The sequence below is a fragment of the Vibrio genomosp. F10 str. ZF-129 genome (assembly GCF_000287055.2).
Taxonomy (GTDB): Bacteria; Pseudomonadota; Gammaproteobacteria; order Enterobacterales; family Vibrionaceae; genus Vibrio.
Window position 1 is genome coordinate 53,759 of the sequence record NZ_AJYQ02000086.1, and the last position, 23,534, is coordinate 77,292.

Sequence of the window (23,534 nt, forward strand, 5' to 3'; positions counted from 1 at the left end):
ATTTCGTTTTTCTATTCCATTAAAAAAGGTAGAATGTCGCTCTTTTATCTCTCCATAATTTCGCTTGATTACTTAAGGTTTACACATGCTTTACCATGAAAGATTTGATGTCATCGTTGTTGGTGGTGGTCACGCTGGAACAGAAGCTGCCCTTGCCGCAGCACGTACTGGACAAAACACACTTCTGCTAACACACAACATTGATACCTTAGGAGCAATGTCATGTAATCCTGCCATCGGTGGTATTGGCAAAGGTCATTTAGTCAAAGAAGTCGATGCGATGGGTGGCTTAATGGCCAAAGCGATTGATCATGCGGGTATACAATTTAGAACTCTGAACGCATCAAAAGGCCCGGCAGTTCGAGCCACGCGAGCTCAAGCCGATCGTCTGTTGTACAAATCTTATGTTCGCCATGCTTTAGAAAATACTGAAAACCTGACCCTGTTTCAGCAATCTGTTGATGATCTTATTGTTGAAAATGATCAGGTTACCGGTGTAGTGACTCAAATGGGGCTTAAATTCCACGCCCAGTCCGTTGTATTGACTGTTGGGACATTTCTTGGTGGAAAGCTACACATTGGCATGGAAAACTTTTCAGGAGGCCGCGCAGGAGATCCTCCATCGATCGCTCTCGCCGATCGTCTTCGTGAACTTCCGCTCAGAGTTGATCGATTAAAAACAGGAACACCGCCAAGAATTGATGCACGCAGTGTCGATTTTTCTGAGCTTGAAGTGCAACATGGTGATAACCCAACGCCTGTTTTTTCTTTCATGGGAAACCATAGCCAGCAACCTGCGCAAATTCCGTGTTTTATTACACACACCAATGAAAAAACACACGACGTTATCAGAGCAAACCTCGATCGTAGCCCTATGTATGCTGGAGTTATTGAAGGTATTGGCCCTCGCTACTGCCCTTCTATCGAAGATAAAGTCATGCGATTTGCCGATAAAGAAAGCCACCAAATCTTTATCGAGCCTGAAGGATTAACAACCCATGAGCTCTACCCTAATGGTATCTCCACCAGCTTGCCTTTTGACGTTCAAATTCAAATAGTACGTTCGATGAAAGGGTTTGAAAATGCTCATATTGTTCGCCCTGGTTATGCCATCGAATATGATTTTTTTGATCCAAGGGATCTCAAACAAACCTACGAAAATAAGTTCATTAAAGGTTTGTTCTTTGCGGGGCAAATTAATGGCACGACGGGCTATGAAGAAGCCGCAGCACAAGGTTTGATGGCTGGACTCAACGCGAGTTTATACAGTCAAGGCAAAGATGGCTGGAGCCCACGTCGTGATCAAGCATACATGGGCGTTCTTATCGATGATCTTTCCACCATGGGAACCAAAGAACCTTATCGTATGTTTACGTCTCGTGCTGAGTATCGATTATTGCTCCGTGAAGACAACGCTGACTTACGTTTGACAGAAAAAGCGCGAGAACTTGGCTTGGTCGATGATCTACGCTGGGCTCGATTTAATCAAAAAGTAGAAACGATCGAAAAAGAACGCCAACGACTAAAAGATCAGTGGATCAACCCTAAGTCTGAAGGTGTTGAGGCGCTGAATGAATTATTGAAGAATCCGATCTCTAGAGAAGCCAGTGGTGAAGATCTACTGCGTAGGCCAGAGATCACTTATGCGCAGCTGACAAAACTCGATCATTTTTCTCCTGCGTTAGAAGATCAACAATCTTCAGAGCAAGTCGAGATACAGGTTAAATACGAAGGTTATATTCAGCGTCAGCAAGACGAGATAGATAAATCTTTACGTCATGAGCACACCAAAATTCCTGCTGATTTTGATTACAGCGAAGTCAAAGGTTTGTCTAATGAAGTGATGCTTAAACTGACCAATGCAAAACCGGAATCGGTAGGTATTGCTTCACGCATATCGGGCATCACCCCGGCGGCTATTTCAATTATATTGGTTTACCTCAAGAAAAAAGGCCTGCTAAAAAAAGGGATTGATTCATAATGAGCGACTTAAAAGCTAGGCTTGAACAACTGGTTAGCCAAACAAATCTCCAAGTGTCATCCGATCAAGCAGACCAGCTTATTGGGTATGTTGAAATGCTCAATAAGTGGAATAAAGCGTATAACTTGACGTCGGTTCGCAATCCTTCTGAAATGATCGTTAAACATATCCTTGATAGCATCGTTGTTAGTGAGCACTTACAAGGTACTCGCTTTATCGATGTTGGCACTGGCCCTGGCCTTCCTGGTGTACCATTAGCCATCATGAATCCAGAAAAAGAGTTTTATTTACTCGACAGTCTCGGCAAACGTATCCGTTTTATCAAACAGGTTTGTCATGAGCTTGGGATAAAAAATGTGACGACAGTCCAAAGTCGAGTAGAAGAGTTCCAAACAGAAGACAAATTTGATGGCGTTCTTAGCCGTGCATTTGCTTCAATGTCAGATATGGTAGAGTGGTGCCATCACCTACCTAAATCTGATTCTGGGGTTTTCCTAGCGTTAAAAGGTCAATTGCAGAAAGATGAGGTCGAACAGCTACCACAATGGTGTTCTGTGAACAGCGTCAAATCTTTGAACGTTCCCGAATTGGAAGGTGAGCGTCATCTTGTAATCTTATCTCGGAAGGGATAACAGCGAGGCAGACCGTGGGTAAAATCGTAGCAATAGCCAACCAGAAAGGTGGCGTAGGAAAAACAACAACATGCATTAACTTAGCGGCGTCTATGGCAGCCACTAAGCGTAAAGTATTGGTTATCGATCTTGATCCCCAAGGCAATGCCACGATGGCGAGTGGTGTTGATAAATACCAGGTTGAAGCGACCTCGTATGAGTTGCTTGTTGAAGATGTTCCATTTCATGATGTTGTGTGCACGAAAACCTCAGGTCATTATGATTTGATTGCAGCAAATGGTGACGTAACCGCTGCAGAAATCAAATTAATGGAAGTCTTTGCCAGAGAAGTTCGCCTAAAAAACGCATTGGCTTCGGTTCGTGATAACTATGATTTCATCTTTATAGATTGCCCTCCGTCGTTAAACCTTCTTACAATCAATGCCATGGCTGCAGCAGATTCTGTACTAGTTCCTATGCAGTGTGAGTATTTTGCTTTAGAAGGTCTAACGGCTTTGATGGATACGATAAGTAAGCTTGCCGCTGTCGTGAATGAAAATCTAAAAATTGAAGGGTTACTGCGAACTATGTATGACCCAAGAAACCGGCTTTCTAATGAAGTTTCCGACCAATTGAAGAAGCACTTCGGCACGAAAGTATATCGTACGGTTATCCCTCGAAATGTCCGTTTAGCCGAAGCGCCAAGCCACGGTAAACCCGCGATGTATTACGACAAGTATTCAGCGGGTGCAAAAGCGTATTTGGCCCTTGCCGGTGAGATGCTTCGTCGAGAAGAAATCCCAGCGTAAAAAATATTTCAAAAAGGAACTAGCTGTCATGTCTAAACGTGGTTTAGGAAAAGGGCTGGACGCGTTGCTTGCGACCAGTTCATTAGCACGAGAAAAACAGCACGTTGCTTCTCATAGCCAAGCTTTGTCTGCGGATGGTCAGTTGATGGAGCTAAATATTAATCAACTCAAGCCTGGTGTCTATCAGCCACGTAAAGACATGGCTCCCGAGGCATTAGAAGAGTTGGCAGCATCAATTCAATCACAGGGCATCATTCAGCCGATTGTGGTTCGCCAAATTGACAATGAGCAGTTTGAGATCATCGCAGGTGAAAGACGTTGGCGCGCAGCACGTCAAGCGGGGTTAAAACGTGTACCTTGCTTGAATAAGAAAGTCGAAGATCGTGCGGCTATTGCGATGGCATTGATCGAAAACATTCAGAGAGAAGATCTCAATGCGATCGAAGAAGCGGAAGCGTTAGAGCGTCTTCAAGATGAGTTCTCACTTACACATCAACAAGTTGCGGAGGTGATCGGTAAATCGAGAACCACAGTGAGTAACCTTTTACGCTTGAATCAACTAAGCACAGACGTAAAACAGTTAGTTGCCGAAAAACGACTTGAAATGGGCCACGCTCGCGCCCTGCTCATTCTGGATGGTGAGAAGCAAGTTTCTGTTGCTCAAGAGGTGGCAAAGAAGCAATTAACCGTCCGTCAGACAGAAGCGTTAGTTAAGCGCTTAATCTCTACTGCTGACCAACCGGAAGTCGCGACGTTGGCGCTATCAGAGGAGACTCAAACTCAGTTAGCGTCACTTTCTGAGCAGTTTGAATCTAAGGTCGATGTGGCGGTTGGCAAGAGTGGTACGGGTAAAATTCAGATCCGTTTTGATAATCCTGAACACTTACACAAAATCTTACATTTGTTAGCTAACGGCGACAGTACATCGTAGCGCATCCTAGCTCACATAATAGAATTCAAGTTAGTTGAGAGTAGAGAGTAACTATTGTTTTTTACTCTCTACTCTATATACTTTTTAAGCTTTTTTTGCTGACTGAGATTTTTCTTTGTCCTCGATCAGTAAATAACACGAAAACAGGTGCTTTTGATGTTTATTTCAAACCTAAGCGAAAAAGGGAAAGTAGCTTTTAAAGTAGTCCATTTCCAGCTTTTGTTCGTCATTCTTATCGGAGGCTTAACATATGTGCAGTGTGGAGACGAGGCAGCCCGCTTTATTTTAAAAGGCGGAATGATCGCGGTTCTAGGTAACTACATATATGCTCTGTTTGCCTTCATCCCTAGAGCTGACGCCGATGGTTCTGTACTACTTGGCTTCATATTTATCGGATGGGCTTTAAAACTGGTGGTAACCATCATTTTGTTTATATTGGTTTTTTCTTTAACGGAGTTCCTACGTCCAGGGGCTTTCTTTACGGGTTATAAACTGACTTTACTAATGTTTTGGTTTGCCCCTATTTTATTTTTTTCAAGAAATGGGATTAACCATGGCTGATACTCCGCAGGAATATATTCAGCACCACCTCACTAACGCTAAAGTTTGTGTTGTTGATGGCAACATTGCCACGAACTATGGCTGTGCAGAAGCTGGATTCTGGACCCTACACTGGGACACGTTATTGGTCTCAGCTATTCTGGGTACGCTATTTTTGTGGTTGTTCTATCGGGTTGGAAAAAACGCAACCACAGGCACCCCTGGCAAATTGCAATGCTTCGTCGAAATGGTCGTTGAGCAGGTCGATGAGATTGTAAAAGGTGCTTTTTATGGACGTGATAAGTTAGTCGCACCGTTAGCATTAACTCTTTTCTGTTGGATTCTATTAATGAATACAATGGATTTGATCCCGGTCGACTTTATCCCTCAACTAATGCACTTAGCTGGATTTGAATATTTCAAAGTAGTCCCTACGGTCGACTTGAATACCACTCTAGCGATGGCAATAGGCGTTCTTATACTTACCGTGGTTTACATGATTAAGTACAAGGGCTTCAAGGGATTTGTGAAGGAATTTACGCTGCACCCGATTAATAATAAAGCGTTAATACCTTTTAACTTGGTCCTGGAAACGGTCTCATTATTTGCAAAACCAGTCTCACTGTCACTTCGTTTATACGGAAACATGTATTCAGGTGAACTTATCTTCATCTTGATTGCAGTCACGTATACAGCGGGTGCCGTCTTAGGTGGGCTTGGTGTTATTGCACATATTATTTGGGCTATTTTCCACATTTTGGTTATCGTGCTACAGGCCTTTATCTTTACGATGTTGACGATTGTATATCTCAGCATGGCAAGTAACGATTCACACTAGAATAAAAAATTTACTTATTTATAAATGATAGGTTGTAGCCTATCTCAATATTTCATTTCGGAGATTATTATGGAAATTTATTTCGTTGTAGCTTTACTACTAGGTATGTGTGCAATCGCGACAGGCTTCGGCTTCGCAATTCTAGGCGGTAAGTTCCTTGAGTCTGTTGCTCGTCAACCAGAGATGGCTCCAGTGCTACAAACAAATATGTTCATTCTTGCAGGTCTACTAGATGCTGTTCCAATGATCGGTGTTGGTATCTCTATGTACATGCTGTTCGCATTGTAAGAAACCCTTTTTCTTATTTACTCTACGTCGTTTCGTGAACACGAAACATTAAAAGAATAAAGGAGGGTCATTGTGAATATCAATGCAACTCTGCTAGGTCAAGCAATAGCATTCATTTTGTTTGTTTGGTTCTGCATGAAGTACGTGTGGCCACCATTGATCGCAGCAATTGAAGAGCGTCAGAAAAAAATCTCTGAAGGTTTGGAGTCTGCTGAGCGTGCTGATAAAGCGTTACAACTCGCGCAGCACAATGCAGCAGACCAGCTAAAAGACGCTAAGCAGGAAGCGCTTGGAATTATTGAGTCAGCAAATAAACGTAAAGCTCAAATTCTAGACGAAGCTCGTCAAGAAGCGATACAAGAGCGTGATAGTGTACTTGCTCAAGGTAAAGCTGAATTAGAAGCTGAAACCTCACGCGCTCGTAACGAACTTCAAAAAGACGTTGCTACTCTAGCTATTCTTGGTGCTGAGAAAATCATCGAACGTTCGATTGATCCCGCTGCTCATCAAGACATACTTGATAGTATTTCTGCGAAGCTATAGAGGAGGGCGTCGGTATGTCTGGTTTGACAACTATTGCTCGTCCTTATGCTAAGGCTGCATTTGGCTATGCAAGTGATAATGGCACGATTGACCAATGGTCAAGTATGTTGGAGCTTGCTAAAACCGTTTCTTTAGCTCCCGAGCTACAAAAAGCGGCGTTACGCCTGCAGCCTGAACAATTGATGCAATTGTATTTCGATATAGCGGGTGAGTACTTTGATGAGCCTTTACAGAATTTCTTAAAGGTCATTATCGAGAATCGTCGTACTTCAGCGTTAAGTGATATCTATCAGCAATACCAGCTGCTTTTATCTGAGTCGTTAAATGTGAAAGAAGTAACAATTACGACCTCATTTGAATTAAGTGAAGCGCAACTAGCTGAACTAGTTAAGTCGCTTGAAAAACACTTTGATTGCGGTGTGAATGTAAACTGTTTGGTTGATAGTAGTTTGATAGGTGGTGCGGTGATTAGAGCTGGTGATACAGTACTAGACAACTCACTCGTTAGTCGTATTAATCGTCTTAAAGACGTTATTAAGTCTTAACTTAGGGGAATTTGAGCAATGCAACTTAATTCCACGGAAATTAGCGAGCTGATCAGACAGCGTATTGAGAAATTCAATGTCGTATCTGAAGCTCGCAATGAAGGTACTATCGTTTCTGTGAGCGATGGTATTCTTAGCATTCACGGTCTAGATGACGTGATGCAAGGTGAAATGATTGAACTTCCAGGTGGCCTTTTCGCTTTAGCACTTAACTTGAATCGTGATTCAGTTGGTGCGGTAGTAATGGGTCCTTATACTAGTCTTCGTGAAGGCATGAAAGTGACTGGTACTGGCCGTATCCTTGAGGTACCGGTAGGTCCAGAACTGCTTGGCCGTGTAGTTAATACACTGGGCGCGCCGATCGATGGTAAAGGTCCTATTGACGCGAAGCTATCTTCTCCTATTGAAGTGATTGCACCGGGTGTAATCGATCGTAAGTCAGTCGATCAGCCAGTTCAAACTGGTTACAAATCAGTAGATGCAATGATTCCAATCGGCCGTGGTCAGCGTGAGCTAATCATCGGTGACCGTCAAACTGGTAAAACAGCAATGGCGATCGATGCAATCATCAACCAGAAAGATTCTGGTATTTACTCTGTTTACGTGGCTATTGGTCAGAAAGCGTCAACTATCGCAAACGTGGTACGTAAGCTTGAAGAGCACGGTGCACTAGCAAACACGATTGTGGTTGTGGCATCGGCTTCTGAATCAGCAGCTCTGCAATATCTAGCGCCATACGCTGGTTGTGCAATGGGTGAATACTTCCGTGACCGCGGCGAAGATGCTTTGATCGTTTATGATGATCTTTCTAAGCAAGCTGTAGCGTACCGTCAGATTTCATTGCTACTAAAACGTCCACCTGGTCGTGAAGCATTCCCTGGTGATGTTTTCTATCTTCACTCTCGTCTACTTGAGCGTGCCGCTCGTGTTAGCGAACACTACGTAGAAACATTTACTAATGGCGAAGTGAAAGGTAAAACCGGTTCTTTAACCGCGCTACCAATCATCGAAACACAAGCTGGTGACGTTTCTGCTTTCGTACCGACTAACGTAATTTCGATTACTGATGGTCAGATTTTCCTACAGTCAGAACTGTTTAACGCGGGTGTTCGCCCTGCGGTAGATCCAGGTATTTCGGTATCTCGTGTAGGTGGTTCTGCACAAACGAAAATCATTAAGAAGCTTTCTGGTGGTATCCGTACCGCTCTAGCACAATACCGTGAACTTGCCGCTTTTGCTCAGTTCTCATCAGACCTTGATGAAGCGACGAAGAAGCAGCTAGACCATGGTCAGAAAGTAACTGAATTGATGAAGCAGAAACAGTACGCTCCTATGTCTGTATTTGATCAAGCTCTTTCTATTTACTCTGCTGAACGCGGGTATTTAGAAGATGTAGAGTTGAACAAAATTCTAGATTTCGAAGCTGCTTTACTATCGTATGCTCACGCTCAGTATTCTGAATTGGCTACTGAGATCAACAAGTCGGGTGCTTATGACAAAGAAATCGAAGCTCAACTGAAAAAGTTAGTTGATGATTTCAAAGCAACCCAAACTTGGTAATTACAACCTAGTTTTGTAGTTAACGGAGAGTAACGATGGCCAATTCAAAAGAAATTCGTAGCAAGATTGGTAGTGTTAAAAGCACTCAGAAAATCACGAAAGCAATGGAAATGGTTGCCGCTTCTAAAATGCGTCGAACTCAAGACGCGATGGAAGGGCCACGTCCATATGCTGAAATTATACGTAAGGTCATTGGTCATATAGCCCACGGTACTTTGGAATATAAACATCCATATCTACTGGAACGTGAGGCTAAGCGTGTTGGGTATATTGTAATCTCATCTGATCGCGGTTTGTGTGGCGGCTTGAACATTAATATGTTCAAGCAAGCCGTTATACAAATGAACGATTGGTCTGAGAAAGGGGTTGATGTAGAGCTGGCAGTTATTGGTTCAAAAGCAACGTCTTATTTCAATAGCATTGGTGCAAACATTGTGGCTCAGACGTCAGGTCTTGGAGATTCTCCTACTCTTGATGATCTTATTGGCCCTATCAACGTCATGTTACAAAAGTATCAAGACGGTGAGATTGACCGTTTGCATTTGGTGTTCAATGAGTTTGTCAACTCAATGACCCAACAACCAAAAATTGATCAATTAATACCTTTGCCTAAATCATTCGCTGATGAAGAACAGTTCAAGCATGCTTGGAGCTATATGTTCGAATCGGATCAGAAGGTGCTTCTGAATACCTTAATGGCTCGTTATATCGAGTCGCAAGTTTATCAAGGTGTTGTAGAGAACTTAGCGTGTGAAATGGCTGCTCGTATGGTTGCTATGAAAGCAGCATCAGACAATGCTGGCGATTTGATCGAAGAGTTAGAGCTTGTGTACAACAAAGCCCGTCAAACGGCGATTACACAAGAGTTATCTGAAATCGTATCAGGTGCAGCAGCAGTTTAATTTAGGTAAAACAAATTTAGAGGATTAACGATGGCTACAGGTAAGATCGTACAGATCATCGGAGCAGTAGTCGACGTAGAGTTCCCACAGAGTGACGTTCCAAACGTATACGATGCTCTGAATGTGACTGACTCAAAAGAACGTTTAGTTCTTGAAGTGCAGCAACAGCTTGGCGGTGGCGTTATTCGCGCAATCGTAATGGGTAGCTCAGATGGTTTACGTCGCGGCGTAACAGTAGAAAATACTGGTGCTCCAATCTCAGTACCAGTAGGTACTAAGACCCTAGGTCGTATCATGAACGTTCTTGGTGACGCGATTGATGAGTGTGGTGAAATCGGTGCGGAAGAACATTATTCTATCCACCGTCAAGCACCGAGCTATGAAGAATTATCGAACGCAACAGAGCTACTAGAGACTGGTGTTAAGGTAATCGACTTAATTTGTCCATTCGCTAAGGGTGGTAAAATCGGTCTATTCGGTGGTGCTGGTGTAGGTAAAACCGTTAACATGATGGAACTTATCAATAACATCGCACTACAGCACTCAGGTCTGTCAGTATTTGCGGGTGTTGGTGAGCGTACTCGTGAGGGTAACGATTTCTACTACGAGATGCAGGAAGCAGGTGTTGTAAACATCGAAAACCCTGAAGAATCAAAAGTAGCAATGGTTTACGGTCAAATGAACGAGCCACCAGGAAACCGTCTACGTGTTGCCCTGACTGGTTTGACAATGGCAGAACGTTTCCGTGACGAAGGTCGTGACGTACTTCTGTTCATTGATAACATTTACCGTTACACACTTGCAGGTACAGAGGTTTCGGCTCTACTAGGTCGTATGCCATCTGCGGTAGGTTACCAGCCAACATTGGCAGAAGAAATGGGTGTTCTTCAAGAACGTATCACGTCAACGAAATCAGGTTCTATCACGTCTGTACAGGCGGTATACGTACCTGCGGATGACTTGACTGACCCGTCTCCTGCAACAACGTTTGCTCACTTAGACGCAACAGTTGTACTTAACCGTAATATCGCAGCTATGGGTCTTTACCCTGCGATTGACCCGTTAGATTCATCTTCTCGTCAACTTGATCCACTGGTTGTTGGTCAAGAGCACTACGACATTGCGCAAAATGTTCAGCAAACGCTTCAGCGTTACAAAGAGTTGAAAGATATCATTGCGATACTGGGTATGGACGAACTTTCTGAATCAGATAAGCAAGTCGTATCTCGCGCTCGTAAGATTGAACGTTACCTAACTCAACCTTACCACGTTGCTGAAGTATTTACGGGTGACCCTGGTGTATACGTACCTCTTAGCGAGACACTACGTGGCTTTAAAGGTCTTCTAGCTGGCGAATACGACGATATTCCAGAGCAAGCGTTTATGTACTGCGGTACGATTGACGATGCGCTAGAGAACGCGAAGAAGCTTTAATAGAGTCTTACAGGAGGCGTTATGACAGCATTAACATCAGTAAGCTTCCATTTGGATGTTGTGAGTGCAGAACAACGAATTTATTCGGGTCAAGCTCGTAGCATTCAGATTTCAGGTGAGAAAGGTGACCTTGGTGTTTTAGCGGGACACACTCCGCTATTAACCACGATTCGCCCGGGTATGGTTCGCATTGTTTCTAAGAAAGGTGATGAAGAAATCATTTATCTTTCTGGTGGTGTTTTAGAAGTACAAGCCAACGATGTGACCATTTTAGCGGATACTGCTGTACGCGGTAAGGACTTAGACCTTGCTAAAGCGGAAGAAGCTAAACGCCGTGCTGAAGAGCTGATCAACCAACCTTATGGTGATGTTGATTTTGCGAAAGCATCTGCGGAACTTGCGAAAGCCGTTGCTCAGTTGAAAGTCATTGAACTGGTGAACAGACGTCGCTAACACTTAGCTTCGTTTGATATAAAAGGCAGCCTAATCGCTGCCTTTTTTGTTGGAATTTTTTATAAAGCGGACATTCGTATTTAACTAATGATGGATTAACCGCTAGAATCAGCACTTAATTAAAAAAATGTCAGTAGGTTAGAAATGAAATTTAGTGCGGTCATTCTCGCTGCGGGTAAAGGAACCCGCATGTATTCAAACATGCCTAAGGTATTACATACATTGGCAGGTAAGCCGATGGTTAAGCATGTGATTGATACATGCAATAGCTTAGGTGCTCAAAATATTCATTTAGTCTATGGTCATGGTGGTGAGCAAATGCAAGCCGTCCTCAGTGAAGAGTCGGTAAGTTGGGTATTGCAAGCGGATCAACTCGGTACTGGCCACGCCGTTGACCAGGCCTCACCTCAGTTTGATGATAACGAAAAAGTCCTCGTTCTTTACGGTGATGTACCGTTGATTTCTGAAGAAACCGTCGAGAGTTTACTTGAAGCTCAGCCTAACGGTGGTATCGCCTTACTCACCGTCGTGCTTGATAATCCGATGGGATATGGCCGTATCGTTCGACGAAATGGCCCTGTTATTGCGATTGTTGAACAGAAAGATGCAACTGACGAGCAGAAGCTCATTAAAGAGATTAACACCGGCGTGATGGTGGCAACGGGAGGCGACCTGAAACGTTGGCTCGCAGGGCTTAATAATCAAAATGCGCAAGGTGAGTATTATCTAACTGATGTCATAGCGGCTGCGCACAGCGAAGGCCGCGCAGTTGAAGCGGTTCACCCAATGAGTGCGATTGAAGTTGAAGGAGTTAACGACCGTTCTCAACTTGCGCGTTTAGAGCGGGCCTATCAATCAGCACAAGCACAAAAATTATTAGAGCAGGGCGTAATGTTACGCGATCCTTCTCGTTTTGACCTTCGCGGTGAACTGCAGTGCGGAATGGACGTTGAGATTGATACGAACGTTATTATTGAAGGTAATGTGTCTATTGGTGATAACGTTATTATAGGTACCGGCTGTGTACTTAAAGATTGTGAAATCGACGACAACACCGTTATCCGACCATACAGCGTGATTGAAGGCGCGACGGTCGGAGAAGAGTGTACGGTTGGTCCATTCACTCGTCTTCGCCCTGGCGCTGAGCTTAAGAATGACGCGCACGTAGGTAACTTTGTTGAAGTGAAAAACACCTCAATAGGTGAAGGATCAAAAGCGAATCACCTAACATATTTAGGCGATGCTCAAATTGGCCAGCGTGTAAATGTTGGTGCGGGTGTGATCACGTGTAACTACGACGGTGCAAATAAGTTTAAGACCACGATAGGTGATGATGTTTTCGTTGGCTCTGACTGCCAGTTGATCGCTCCTGTTACTATTGCTGATGGAGCGACTATCGGTGCCGGAACCACATTGACGAAAGACGTTGAACGAGGTGAGTTGGTCATTTCACGAGCAAAAGAGCGTAAATTTTCTAATTGGCAACGCCCAGTAAAAAAGACCAAATAGTCTGAACGATATCAGTTTTGACTAGCTTGGCTTAGACCGTCATGATAGATAAACAAAAGGGTTGGCTTTGTGCCAACCCTTTTTGATTTCAGTATCTAAATGCTTAGATAACGAGGATCCGCTTAGTTTTGAGGAATAGCGATTCGTTTTTCTAGCCAGCGAACAGCTTGAGAAACGCATAATATTAGAATTAGGTATTCAAAGACGAGAAAGGTATAAATTTCGAGAGGTAAGTACTCATTAACGACCAACTCGTTTGCACGCCGTGTTAGATCACTGAGCCCGATGACACTCACTAACGATGACATTTTGAGTATATAGACAAATTGATTACCTAGAGGGGGTAATATCTGACGAAAAGCTTGTGGAAATATCACGTATTGCATCTTGCGCCAGTAGTTCAGCCCTAGAGCTTCTGCTGCTTCATGCTGTCCCTTACTGATGGATTGAATGCCGCCTCGAAACACTTCAGCCATAAACGCACTTTCTGCAATTGTTAATGCAATCACACCCGCCCAAAAGTAGTCAAGGGAGACATCGAGTAATGTCGGCATTCCATAATAGACCCATAAAAGCAGAACCAGTACAGGAATAGAACGTACCGATTCCACATAGATTCTGTTTAATCCACGTAAGACCTTGTTGTTAGATAATGCGGGCAACGCGACCAGTAGACCAATCAACATGGCTAAAACCATGCTTAATAGTGAAACAGAAATCGTATCGTAAAAGCCTGCGGTGAGAAACTTTAGGTTGGTCTGCCCTTGAGGGGTGGTTGGATCGAGAATATACCAGCCCCACTGGTAGTCTGAGCATCCAGTGAGTGACAACATTGTTAATAGAGCGGTGAGCGTACGAAGGTTCACACTATTACCTATTCAAACTAAATAAAATCATTTGTTACTGCTATGTTATCAATCATGCAGCATAAAAAGTAACTTATTTTAAGGATAATAATAATGAAGAAATTGATGATATTTTTGGGAATGTGTTTGCTGTCTTTAAGTACGCTTGCTGCGGAGACTAGCCGCTTGCATGACATTTTAAATAATGGGGTGTTGAAGGTTGGGACAACTGGGGATTGGAACCCGATGACAATGAAAGATCCTGCAACCAACAGTTACCGTGGGTTTGATATTGATGTGACGACCGAGTTGGCCAAAGATCTTGGTGTCAAAGTAGAATATGTGCCGACAGATTGGAAAACCTTAGTGAACGGTATTACCGCGGGTAAATACGACATTACGGGAAGTGCTTCACTGAACATGTCTCGAGCGAAAGTGGCAGGCTACAGCCAGCCTTACTTTTATTTGGCGTTTGTACCTGTTGTACAGAAGAAAGACCTTGAGCGATTTTCAGATTGGGCTGATTTTGACCGATCCGATGTTCGAGTAGCAGCAACGTTGGGAACGGTTCAAGAAAAAATGGTCAAAGATTTCTTTCCTTCGGCAAAGCATGTCGTGATTGAAGCGCCAGCCAGAGATTTTCAGGAATTACTGGCAAGGCGTGCTGATGTGTCGGTGACTTCAAATGTTGAGGCGGCAACTTTGGTAGAGAAATTTAGTCAGTTGGCGATTGTGCCAGTGAAAGAGCCACGTAAGCCGACTCCTATCGCTATGCTGCTACCTCAAGAAGATCAAGTTTGGATTAACTACATTAATCACTGGGTAGAGTTAAAGAAAACCCAAGGCTTTTTCAAAGAAACCGCACAGAAGTGGGGCTTAACGAGTATGTAAGTAAGCACTTTGTTTAAGTACTTATTATGGGCTTAAAAGCTGACAGTTTAAAAGCGCCGCTAACAATAGCGGCGCTTTTTATTATTTATCCCTTACTACTCTTGCGTTGTCTGGTGCACGAAAGTGTCTAGAAAGTCGTCTGTTTGAGAGCACATAACCCACCCATAAGCCTAGGGTGCAAATGATAATAGCGAGACCAGTTGCCGATTGAGCTTGGCTCGCCATCGCGGCGACCAGTGCACTGGCTGCGCTACTGATGCTAATTTGAATGCTGTTTTGCAATCCCGCTGCGGTTGCTGGGCTCTGTTTGGCGCTTGAAAGGGCTCTGTTCACTACAATCGGATACAAAGCACCATTGGCAACAGCTATAAAGCAGAATGGCGTCAAAATAGGCCAGATGGATGTGAGCTGCCACTGTGACACAATAAACACCAATAAAGCGGCAACACTAAATAGCCCAATAATGTGTCGGAGTACTTTTTCATCGCCAAACTTTTTTACACTCGCCTTACCCAAATACCCACCAACCATAAAGGCAAGGGTTTGGGGGATAAAGCTCAAACCAATGTCTTTAGCTGAATATCCTAGCTTAGACATAATTTCTGGCATTCCCGTTAAGTAGGCAAAAAATGCAGCGGACGCTGTAGCAAACATAATAACGTTGCCAAGATAAACCTTTGAACTAACAAGTGCTTTAATATCACTCTTGATGGAAGATTGCTTCTGTTCTTTTTCTTGTTTTGGTTGAGAAAAGGTAAAAGCAACCAAGGCGGTTCCCATTAGTGTGAGAGCAACGAAAATGCTAGGCCAACCAAAATTATCAGCAAGGACAACGCCGAGTTGAGGAGCCAGTGCCGGAGAAAGTGCGACCAGTGGCATTATGGTTGCGAATACTTGTTGACTGGTTTTGGAAGAATATTGCTTGATCACCATTGCTTGCCAAATAACTGCAGGCGCACAAACGCCAAACGCTTGAATAAAGCGGAGGGTAAGAAGCTGCCAGACCTGATCACTAAAGGCCAAACCAAAAGAGGCGATGGTAAATAAACTAAGCCCCGCGACCAACGTCATTCGGTGACCATATTTATCACTGGCCAGTCCCCACAGTAGTTGGCCCAGTGCCATTCCGACGAGGAATATGGTCAGCGATAACGCTATTTGTTCAGGCCCTGTCGCGAAATCCATCTCCATCGCTTTAAAGGCGGGGAGGTACATATCTGTAGCAATAAAGCCAAGCATCGAGAGGGCCGCTAAGTAAGCGAGCTGAAGTTTAGAAACGTTCATATTTATTATCCGTTCAAATTTTTTAACTGTTAAATTCTGTTTTTCGTTGCTGTTAAGGTGCCACTTATGGTTCCTGTACGCATGGTGGTATTCTATTTTTTGTAATCAATAAAATTAAACGCTAAAATTGTTAGTTATGAATCAAATAATTTGATGGATAAATGTTCTCTAAATCTTCTTTAGAAATGATCGACACTGTAGCTCGGCTGGGTAGCTTTACCGCCGCTGCGGATGTTTTGCACAAAGTACCTTCCGCGATCAGTTATGGCGTACGTCAGGTTGAGCAAGATCTCGATGTTTTGCTATTTCGGCGTTTACCTAGGAAAGTAGAACTGACTCCTGCAGGAGAGCTCTTTGTCGTTGAAGCTCGAATCATGTTGCGCCACATGGAAGAAGTCCAATCGCAAACCAAGAGAGCCGCTCATGGGTGGAAAAAGACCCTCAAGTTGACACTGGATAACGTGGTTCGCCTGGATAAAATGAAGCCATTGATTGAAGATTTTTATTCAACATTTGAATTTGCAGAGCTGCAAATCAATATGGAAGTCTTTAATGGGTCATGGGAAGCGATCTCTCAAGGGCGAGCCGATATTGTTATTGGTGCCACATCCGCAGTCCCTGTTGGTGGCGAGTTTGAAGTCAGAGATATGGGAATATTGGATTGGGCCTTTGTGATGTCGCCAAGCCACCCGTGTGTCAAAGAGCAAAATTTAACAGAAGATTTTGTCAGTCAATACCCTGCTATTTGCCTGGATGACACGTCCGTCGTTCTTCCTAAACGTCATACGGTGCATTACCCAAAGCAGAGGCGCTTACTCTTGCCTAATTGGTATAGTGCAATAGAGTGCTTAAAAAATGGGGTGGGCGTCGGGTACATGCCTCGACATATAGCACAACCACTGATTACTGAAGGTTTGTTGGTGGAGAAAGTACTCAACGAAGATAAGCCATTAAGCCAGTGCTGCTTAGTCTGGAGAAAGGATGAGAATCACAGGCTCATTAAGTGGATGGTCGAGTATCTTGGTTCACGTGAGAAGCTTCATCAAGATTGGTTGCAATCCTAGTTCGACAGCAAAAGCGAGAGTTCAATAACTCAAGGTTGAAGACGAGAAAAAAGCCAGTGGGAAGATCACTGGCTTGTTTGATTTTTACTTTTAAATAATCGCTAAGGTCGTTCAAATACCGTTGCAATACCTTGGCCTAAACCTATGCACATTGTCGCCAAGCCGTATTTCACGTCTTTGGCTTCCATAAGATTGATCAGTGTGGTCGAAATACGCGAACCTGAACAGCCGAGAGGGTGACCAAGTGCTATGGCGCCTCCATTTAGGTTGACCTTTTCATCGACAACATCAAGCAGGCCTAGGTCTTTTGCACAAGGTAAAGACTGCGCTGCAAATGCTTCATTAAGTTCAACAACGCCCATGTCTTCAATGGTTAGGCCTGCACGTTTCAATGCTTTTTTGGTTGCTGGTACAGGGCCGTAACCCATGATTGAAGGATCGCAACCAGCAATCGCCATCGACTTCACGCGAGCACGAATCTTAAGGCCAAGTGCGTTGGCTTTCTCTTCGCTCATGATAAGCATTGCAGAAGCACCATCAGAAAGAGCAGATGATGACCCCGCAGTTACGGTACCGTTGGCTGGGTCAAACACGGGGCGCAATTGAGATAGGCCTTCAACCGTTGTTTCTGGTCGAATAACTTCATCGTAGTCTAAAGTGAATAACGAACCGTCAGCAGCGTGCGCTTCTGTAGGCAGGATTTCATTTTTGAAACGACCTTCTACCGTTGCTGCCTGTGCTCTGGCGTGGGAACGTGCGGCAAATGCATCTTGGTCTTCACGGCTAATACCGTGCATTTTACCTAGCATTTCAGCCGTTAGACCCATCATCCCCGCCGCTTTTGCGACAGTCTTAGACATACCAGGGTGAAAATCGACCCCGTGATTCATGGGTACGTGGCCCATATGCTCAACACCGCCGATTAAGCAGATTTCAGCATCGCCCACCATGATTGAACGCGCAGCATCATGCAGAGCTTGCATTGACGAACCGCATAAACGGTTTACGGTGACGGCACCAATTTCAATGGGTAATCCTGCTAGCAGCGCAGCATTACGTGCCACATTAAAACCTTGTTCGAGCGTCTGCTGGACACAGCCCCAGTAGATATCTTCTATTTCGACCGGGTTAACTTCAGGGTTGCGCTCTAAAATACCTTTCATCAAATGTGCTGATAGGTCTTCGGCACGAGTATGACGGAAAGCTCCACCTTTGGAGCGTCCCATTGGGGTACGAAGGCAATCAACAATCACTACATTATTCATTTTGCTATTCCTTTTCCAAGTGTGGGTTATAGAGAACTGGATTGTTGCGCGTCGTAAAAGCGTTCGCCTTTCTCTGCCATATCAATGAGTGACTGAGGTACTTGATACATAGCCCCAAGCTGTTGATAGCCTTTTGCCATTTCAACAAAGTTGTTAATACCCACGCTGTCTAAGTAGCGGAATACCCCCCCTCTAAATGGAGGAAAGCCTAATCCATAAACCAATGCCATATCGGCTTCCTGTGGCGATGCAATGATGCCTTCTTCTAAACAAAGTACCACTTCATTGATCATTGGAATCATGACACGTTGAATGATGGTTTCATCATCGAAATCTGTTGGCTGTTGGCATACGTCTGCCAGGATAGGAAGAATGTCTTCAGAGAAGGTTTTCTTCGGACGACCGCGTTTGTCTACGCTGTACGTGTAGAAACCGCTGCCGTTCTTCTGGCCGTATTTTTCAGCGACGTAAAGTGCGTCAATCGCATCACGACCTTCTTTGCCCATACGCTCTGGGAAACCTTGCGCCATGACTGCTTGAGCGTGGTGTGCTGTATCTAGGCCCACAACGTCAAGCAAGTATGCCGGACCCATTGGCCAGCCGAACTTACGCTCCATGACTTTATCAATTTTAGTGAAGTCAGCGCCGTCACGTAACAACATGCTGAAACCGCCAAAGTAAGGGAAAAGTACACGGTTAACGAAGAAGCCTGGGCAGTCATTAACAACGATAGGGGATTTGCCCATCTTCGCTGCGTAAGCGACTACGCGATTGATGGTTTCTTCTGAAGTATGCTCGCCACGAATGATCTCAACCAAAGGCATGCGATGCACAGGGTTAAAGAAGTGCATGCCACAGAAATTTTCTGGGCGTTGCAAAGATTTCGCTAACAGGTTGATTGGAATCGTTGAGGTGTTTGACGTTAGAACCGCGTCTTCACTCACATGCTTTTCTACTTCACTCAGCACCGCTGCTTTCACCGCAGGGTTTTCTACAACCGCTTCCACAATCACATCTGACTGTTCAATTCCAGCATAATGCAGACTTGGAGTAATAGAAGACAGAATACCTGCCATCTTGAATCCATCTAGGCGACCGCGTGATAAGCGTTTATTCAACAGCTTAGAAGCTTCATTCATACCAAGATCAAGAGACGCTTGTGCGATGTCTTTCATCATCACAGGTACGCCTTTTAACGCAGATTGGTAAGCGATACCGCCCCCCATGATTCCTGCGCCGATGACAGCTGCTCGTTCAGTGGCTTTGTTTGCTGATTTGCCCGCTTGTTTAGCAAGACTTTTAATATATTGGTCATTTAGGAATAACCCGACGAGCGATTTAGCCTCTTCTGATTTGGCGAGTTTGATGAACAGCTGGCGTTCAATATCTAACGCGTCGTTGCGATCGCTGCGTGCTGCTTTTTCTATCGCCACAACAGCCGTCATTGGGGCTGGATAATGAGGCCCGGCTTTCTGAGCAACCAACCCTTTTGCCATGGTGAAGCTCATCATCGCTTCTAACTTGCTCAGTGATAGCGCAGACGTCTTCTGCTTACGACGCTTTTTCCAGTCTATTTCTTCATTAGCAGCAAGTAAGACAGTGTTAATAGCAGATTGTGTTAATGAATCCGATTCAACAATCGCATCCAGTAATCCTATTTTTAGCGCTTCATCAGCACGACAGGCTTTTCCTTGGGTGATAATTTCCATTGCACTATCGGCACCAATGACGCGAGGTAGTCGAACGCACCCCCCAAATCCTGGCATGATGCCTAGTTTTGTCTCTGGTAGACCAATGCTGGTGGTTTTATCACCAATGCGGAAGTCGGTAGCGAGCACACACTCACATCCGCCACCAAGGGTGTGACCTTTTAATGCGGAGAGTGTTGGGAAAGGAAGATCTTCGAGTTTGCTGAAGATGTCATTGGCAAAACGAAGCCATTGATCAAGCTCTTGGTCGGTTTTAGCAAAGAGGCCTAAAAATTCCGTGATATCAGCACCGACGATAAAGGTATCTTTATCTGAAGTAAGAATTAATCCTTTAACGTCCGATTGTGCTTTTATTGCATCAAGCGCTTTGTCGAGTGATTCTAACGTGGATAAATCCAGTTTATTGACGGACTTCGGTGCGCAAAAACTCAGTTCCGCTATTCCATTCTCGTGTTTTTTTACCTTTAGGGTGTTGGCTTGGTAAATCATTGTCTATCTCCGTGACATACAGTTTGAGGCTGTGTGTGAGAGTTATTGTTTTATTTGTATGATTATCGTTCTGGTTTGACCAGTTTTTTTAGTGTGTACTCAACTTTGATTATTTTCAATACATTTTTTAAACAACTGTTTAACATTGTGCGGTAAAACAGAACGGCCCACTTTTTCCTTATGCTCGTGATACACTGCCTATTCTTGATTCAGCTTATGTAAACTCATGAATGACCAACCTTATTTGATACCAGAAAGTCCCGTAATGTATGAGGAAGAGATAAAGAAAAGTGTTTTCATTACGCAACTTGCTCATACGCCAAGTATAGAGGCGGCTAAGTTCTTTATCGATGGGATTAAAAAACAGCATTCTAGCGCTCGGCATAATTGTTGGGGATTTGTTGCAGGACGGGCAGAAGATTCAATGAAGTGGGGATTTAGTGATGATGGTGAACCTTCAGGCACAGCCGGTAAGCCTATCTTGGCTCAGTTATCTGGGTCAGGGGTTGGTGAATTATCTGCTGTAGTCACTCGCTACTCTGGCGGAATTAAACTTGGCACGGGGGGATTGGTCAAAGCATATGGTGGAGGCGTGCAACAAGCACTCAAGCTGCTTCAAACAATCGAGAAAAAAATAACCATTAAATTACAGCTAGAGTTAGACTATGGCTTCATGCCGATAGCTCAATCTCTTTTGACTCAATATCAAGCGATAGAGATTGATGCAAACTACAGTGGTAATGTCATATTGATGATCGAAATTGAGCAACGTGTTGCCGATAGCTTTATTCAAAATGTCATTAATAAAAGTGGTGCAAAAGCAACGGTCATAAAAATAGAACCATAACTAGGAAGTCAGAAGCACTTGCTTCATATATAAATAACCATGCAATTTCGATCGATTATACGAATAGTCGGATTACTGCTCGCTCTCTTTAGCGTATCCATGCTCGCCCCTGCACTTGTTGCTTTGCTCTATCGAGATGGTGCTGGTGTCCCATTTGTGACGACTTTCTTTGTGTTGCTTTTCTGCGGCACGATTTGCTGGTTTCCGAATAGAAGCCATAAGCAAGAACTTAAAGCCAGAGATGGCTTTCTTATTGTGGTTTTATTCTGGACGGTTATCGGCAGTGCAGGCTCACTCCCTTTTCTCATTGCTGATAATCCTAACATCTCTGTCACTGATGCTTTCTTTGAGTCCTTTTCCGCCTTAACAACCACAGGGGCGACAGTAATTGTTGGGCTTGATGATCTGCCGAAAGCGATCCTTTTTTATCGGCAGTTTTTGCAGTGGTTTGGCGGAATGGGGATCATCGTCTTGGCTGTGGCTATTTTGCCTGTGCTTGGTATCGGTGGTATGCAGCTGTATCGAGCCGAAATTCCTGGTCCAGTAAAAGACAGTAAGATGACTCCACGGATAGCCGAAACAGCGAAAGCTTTATGGTATATATACCTCAGTTTGACGATCGCGTGTGCGACAGCGTTTTGGTTTGCGGGAATGACACCGTTTGACGCGATAAGTCATAGCTTTTCTACGATCGCTATTGGTGGTTTTTCGACCCACGATGCGAGCATGGGGTATTTCGATAGCTCAACCATTAATATGATTACGGTTGTTTTCTTATTGATCTCGGCATGTAACTATTCTCTTCACTTTGCTGCCTTTGCTTCAGGTGGTGTACACCCCAAATATTACTGGAAAGATCCTGAGTTTAGAGCGTTCATATTTATACAAGCGCTGCTTTTTGTTGTCTGTTTCCTTATATTGTTAAATCATCATACTTACGACTCTCTTTATGATGCTTTTGATCAGGCCTTATTTCAAACCGTCTCCATTTCTACAACGGCAGGATTTACCACCACAGGTTTTTCGGAGTGGCCATTGTTCTTACCTGTTCTTTTGCTCTTTTCATCTTTTATTGGCGGTTGTGCCGGCTCTACTGGAGGTGGGATGAAAGTGATTCGTATATTGTTGTTGACCTTGCAAGGCGCAAGAGAAATGAAAAGATTGGTTCACCCGAGAGCGGTTTATACCATCAAGGTTGGTGGTACGGCACTATCTCAACGTGTTGTAGATGCGGTTTGGGGATTCTTTTCAGCTTATGCGCTGGTGTTCGTTGTCTGCATGTTAGGTCTTATTGCGACAGGTATGGATGAACTCAGCGCTTTTTCTGCGGTGGCTGCAACTCTGAATAATTTGGGACCTGGACTGGGGGAGGTCGCTCTCCACTTCGGTGATGTAAACGACAAAGCCAAATGGGTGCTGATTATATCGATGCTCTTTGGCCGCCTAGAAATATTTACCCTACTTATCTTACTCACACCGACATTTTGGCGTAGTTAAGGACAATAACAATGAAAGCTCTCTTTTTATATTCAAGCCAAGACGGTCAAACGAAAAAGATTATCCATTATATTCAACAAGAGTTGGATCTTAATGAGTGTGATGTAATAGACATACACCAAGTCGATACGGTGGAACTGGGTAAGTATGAAAGAGTGTTGATTGGTGCTTCTATACGGTACGGTCACCTCAATAAGAAACTCTACCAATTTATTCAAAATAACCAAAGCAGCCTAGAATCAGGAAAGTCTGCATTTTTCTGTGTTAACTTGACGGCGCGAAAAGAAGAGCAAGGAAAGGACACTCCTGAAGGTAGTGTCTATATTAAAACTTTTTTAAAGAAATCACCTTGGGCACCTAAGTTGATAGGTGTATTTGCTGGTGCACTCTATTATCCGCGTTACAAGTGGATTGATAGGGTAATGATTCGCTTTATTATGAAATTGACCGGTGGAGAGACAGATACCACCAAAGAAGTTGAATATACCAACTGGTCTAAAGTTTCTATATTTGCGAAAAAGTTTAATGAAATGTAGAAAAAGTGAGTATTTTGAGGCTTTTTGCTGTGATTTTAATCGAATCAGGTATTTCTTTAAAAAAAGATAAAAAAGCGCTTGCCAACAAGATTCCAATCCCTATAATGCGTCCTCACTGACACGGCAGACGGGGCAAGGCTTCGGCAGTGATTAGTAAGACGAA

The 23,534-nt window shown here is 43.9% G+C and carries 23 protein-coding genes; 19 read left to right on the forward strand and 4 right to left on the reverse strand.

What is annotated here, in order from left to right:
* Positions 1-85 precede the first annotated feature (85 nt).
* The 14 genes from mnmG (at position 86) to glmU (ending at position 12,944) form a co-directional block, all read left to right on the forward strand.
* Positions 86-1,981: a tRNA uridine-5-carboxymethylaminomethyl(34) synthesis enzyme MnmG gene (gene mnmG, locus A1QO_RS08730; protein ID WP_017040197.1), complete on the forward strand. Its 1,896-nt coding sequence runs from the start codon at positions 86-88 to the stop codon at positions 1,979-1,981.
* Positions 1,981-2,613, forward strand: a complete 633-nt coding sequence (gene rsmG, locus A1QO_RS08735) for a 16S rRNA (guanine(527)-N(7))-methyltransferase RsmG (RefSeq protein WP_017040196.1) — start codon at positions 1,981-1,983, stop codon at positions 2,611-2,613. Before mnmG ends, rsmG begins: the two co-directional genes overlap by 1 nt.
* A gap of 14 nt (positions 2,614-2,627) precedes the next feature.
* Complete coding sequence (locus A1QO_RS08740) at positions 2,628-3,401, forward strand: ParA family protein (RefSeq protein WP_017034373.1); 774 nt, start codon at positions 2,628-2,630, stop codon at positions 3,399-3,401.
* A 28-nt stretch (positions 3,402-3,429) separates the two neighbouring features.
* Positions 3,430-4,332, forward strand: coding sequence for a ParB/RepB/Spo0J family partition protein (locus A1QO_RS08745; RefSeq protein ID WP_017034374.1), 903 nt, complete (start codon positions 3,430-3,432; stop codon positions 4,330-4,332).
* A 156-nt stretch (positions 4,333-4,488) separates the two neighbouring features.
* Positions 4,489-4,893 carry an ATP synthase subunit I gene (locus A1QO_RS08750; RefSeq protein ID WP_017034375.1) on the forward strand — a complete coding sequence of 135 codons (405 nt, stop codon included), beginning with the start codon at positions 4,489-4,491 and terminating at the stop codon, positions 4,891-4,893.
* Positions 4,886-5,710 carry a F0F1 ATP synthase subunit A gene (atpB, locus tag A1QO_RS08755; RefSeq protein WP_017034376.1) on the forward strand — a complete coding sequence of 275 codons (825 nt, stop codon included), beginning with the start codon at positions 4,886-4,888 and terminating at the stop codon, positions 5,708-5,710. The genes A1QO_RS08750 and atpB overlap by 8 nt, the downstream gene beginning before the upstream one ends.
* A 69-nt stretch (positions 5,711-5,779) precedes the next feature.
* The gene (atpE, locus tag A1QO_RS08760) at positions 5,780-5,998 is read left to right on the forward strand and encodes a F0F1 ATP synthase subunit C (RefSeq protein ID WP_017034377.1); all 219 of its coding nucleotides are present in this window, start codon (positions 5,780-5,782) and stop codon (positions 5,996-5,998) included.
* A gap of 72 nt (positions 5,999-6,070) precedes the next feature.
* A complete protein-coding gene (gene atpF, locus A1QO_RS08765) occupies positions 6,071-6,541 on the forward strand; it encodes a F0F1 ATP synthase subunit B (protein WP_017034378.1) in 471 nt (156 codons plus the stop codon).
* A gap of 14 nt (positions 6,542-6,555) precedes the next feature.
* A complete protein-coding gene (locus A1QO_RS08770) occupies positions 6,556-7,086 on the forward strand; it encodes a F0F1 ATP synthase subunit delta (RefSeq protein WP_017034379.1) in 531 nt (176 codons plus the stop codon).
* Between the two features lie 18 nt (positions 7,087-7,104).
* Complete coding sequence (gene atpA / locus A1QO_RS08775; RefSeq protein WP_017034380.1) at positions 7,105-8,646, forward strand: F0F1 ATP synthase subunit alpha; 1,542 nt, start codon at positions 7,105-7,107, stop codon at positions 8,644-8,646.
* A 35-nt stretch (positions 8,647-8,681) separates the two neighbouring features.
* Complete coding sequence (gene atpG / locus A1QO_RS08780; protein ID WP_017034381.1) at positions 8,682-9,548, forward strand: F0F1 ATP synthase subunit gamma; 867 nt, start codon at positions 8,682-8,684, stop codon at positions 9,546-9,548.
* Positions 9,549-9,578: 30 nt separating this feature from the next.
* Positions 9,579-10,982: a F0F1 ATP synthase subunit beta gene (gene atpD, locus A1QO_RS08785; RefSeq protein ID WP_017034382.1), complete on the forward strand. Its 1,404-nt coding sequence runs from the start codon at positions 9,579-9,581 to the stop codon at positions 10,980-10,982.
* Positions 10,983-11,003: 21 nt separating this feature from the next.
* Positions 11,004-11,435, forward strand: coding sequence for a F0F1 ATP synthase subunit epsilon (locus A1QO_RS08790; RefSeq protein WP_017034383.1), 432 nt, complete (start codon positions 11,004-11,006; stop codon positions 11,433-11,435).
* 144 nt (positions 11,436-11,579) lie between these two features.
* Entirely contained in the window at positions 11,580-12,944 is a 1,365-nt protein-coding gene (gene glmU / locus A1QO_RS08795) for a bifunctional UDP-N-acetylglucosamine diphosphorylase/glucosamine-1-phosphate N-acetyltransferase GlmU (RefSeq protein ID WP_026026672.1), read from the forward strand.
* Between the two features lie 122 nt (positions 12,945-13,066).
* On the opposite strand, the gene A1QO_RS08800 is transcribed toward glmU, so the two are convergent.
* Positions 13,067-13,810 (reverse strand): amino acid ABC transporter permease, encoded by a 744-nt coding sequence (locus tag A1QO_RS08800; protein ID WP_017034385.1) that lies wholly within the window; start codon positions 13,808-13,810, stop codon positions 13,067-13,069.
* 93 nt (positions 13,811-13,903) lie between these two features.
* On the opposite strand from A1QO_RS08800, the gene A1QO_RS08805 reads away from it, so the two are divergent.
* Entirely contained in the window at positions 13,904-14,680 is a 777-nt protein-coding gene (locus tag A1QO_RS08805; protein ID WP_017040195.1) for a transporter substrate-binding domain-containing protein, read from the forward strand.
* 81 nt (positions 14,681-14,761) lie between these two features.
* Here the strand turns inward: A1QO_RS08805 and punC are convergent, their stop codons facing one another.
* Positions 14,762-15,964, reverse strand: coding sequence for a purine nucleoside transporter PunC (gene punC, locus A1QO_RS08810; RefSeq protein WP_017040194.1), 1,203 nt, complete (start codon positions 15,962-15,964; stop codon positions 14,762-14,764).
* A 161-nt stretch (positions 15,965-16,125) separates the two neighbouring features.
* Between punC and punR the strand changes: the two genes are divergently transcribed.
* Positions 16,126-17,028, forward strand: a complete 903-nt coding sequence (punR, locus tag A1QO_RS08815) for a DNA-binding transcriptional activator PunR (protein WP_017040193.1) — start codon at positions 16,126-16,128, stop codon at positions 17,026-17,028.
* A gap of 101 nt (positions 17,029-17,129) precedes the next feature.
* Here punR and fadA read toward each other — a convergent pair whose 3' ends face one another.
* Together fadA and fadB are read right to left on the reverse strand one after the other, a co-directional pair.
* Positions 17,130-18,293 (reverse strand): acetyl-CoA C-acyltransferase FadA, encoded by a 1,164-nt coding sequence (gene fadA, locus A1QO_RS08820; RefSeq protein WP_017038353.1) that lies wholly within the window; start codon positions 18,291-18,293, stop codon positions 17,130-17,132.
* A gap of 26 nt (positions 18,294-18,319) precedes the next feature.
* Positions 18,320-20,491, reverse strand: a complete 2,172-nt coding sequence (fadB, locus tag A1QO_RS08825; protein ID WP_017040192.1) for a fatty acid oxidation complex subunit alpha FadB — start codon at positions 20,489-20,491, stop codon at positions 18,320-18,322.
* A 226-nt stretch (positions 20,492-20,717) separates the two neighbouring features.
* Here fadB and A1QO_RS08830 point away from each other — a divergent pair, with 226 nt between their 5' ends.
* The 3 genes from A1QO_RS08830 to hemG are packed head-to-tail and all read left to right on the forward strand — an operon-like array spanning position 20,718 to position 23,371.
* The gene (locus tag A1QO_RS08830; protein ID WP_017034391.1) at positions 20,718-21,338 is read left to right on the forward strand and encodes a YigZ family protein; all 621 of its coding nucleotides are present in this window, start codon (positions 20,718-20,720) and stop codon (positions 21,336-21,338) included.
* 39 nt (positions 21,339-21,377) lie between these two features.
* Entirely contained in the window at positions 21,378-22,835 is a 1,458-nt protein-coding gene (locus A1QO_RS08835; RefSeq protein ID WP_026026673.1) for a TrkH family potassium uptake protein, read from the forward strand.
* Positions 22,836-22,846: 11 nt separating this feature from the next.
* On the forward strand, positions 22,847-23,371 hold the full coding sequence (gene hemG / locus A1QO_RS08840) for a menaquinone-dependent protoporphyrinogen IX dehydrogenase (protein WP_017034393.1): 525 nt from the start codon (positions 22,847-22,849) through the stop codon (positions 23,369-23,371).
* Positions 23,372-23,534 lie beyond the last annotated feature (163 nt).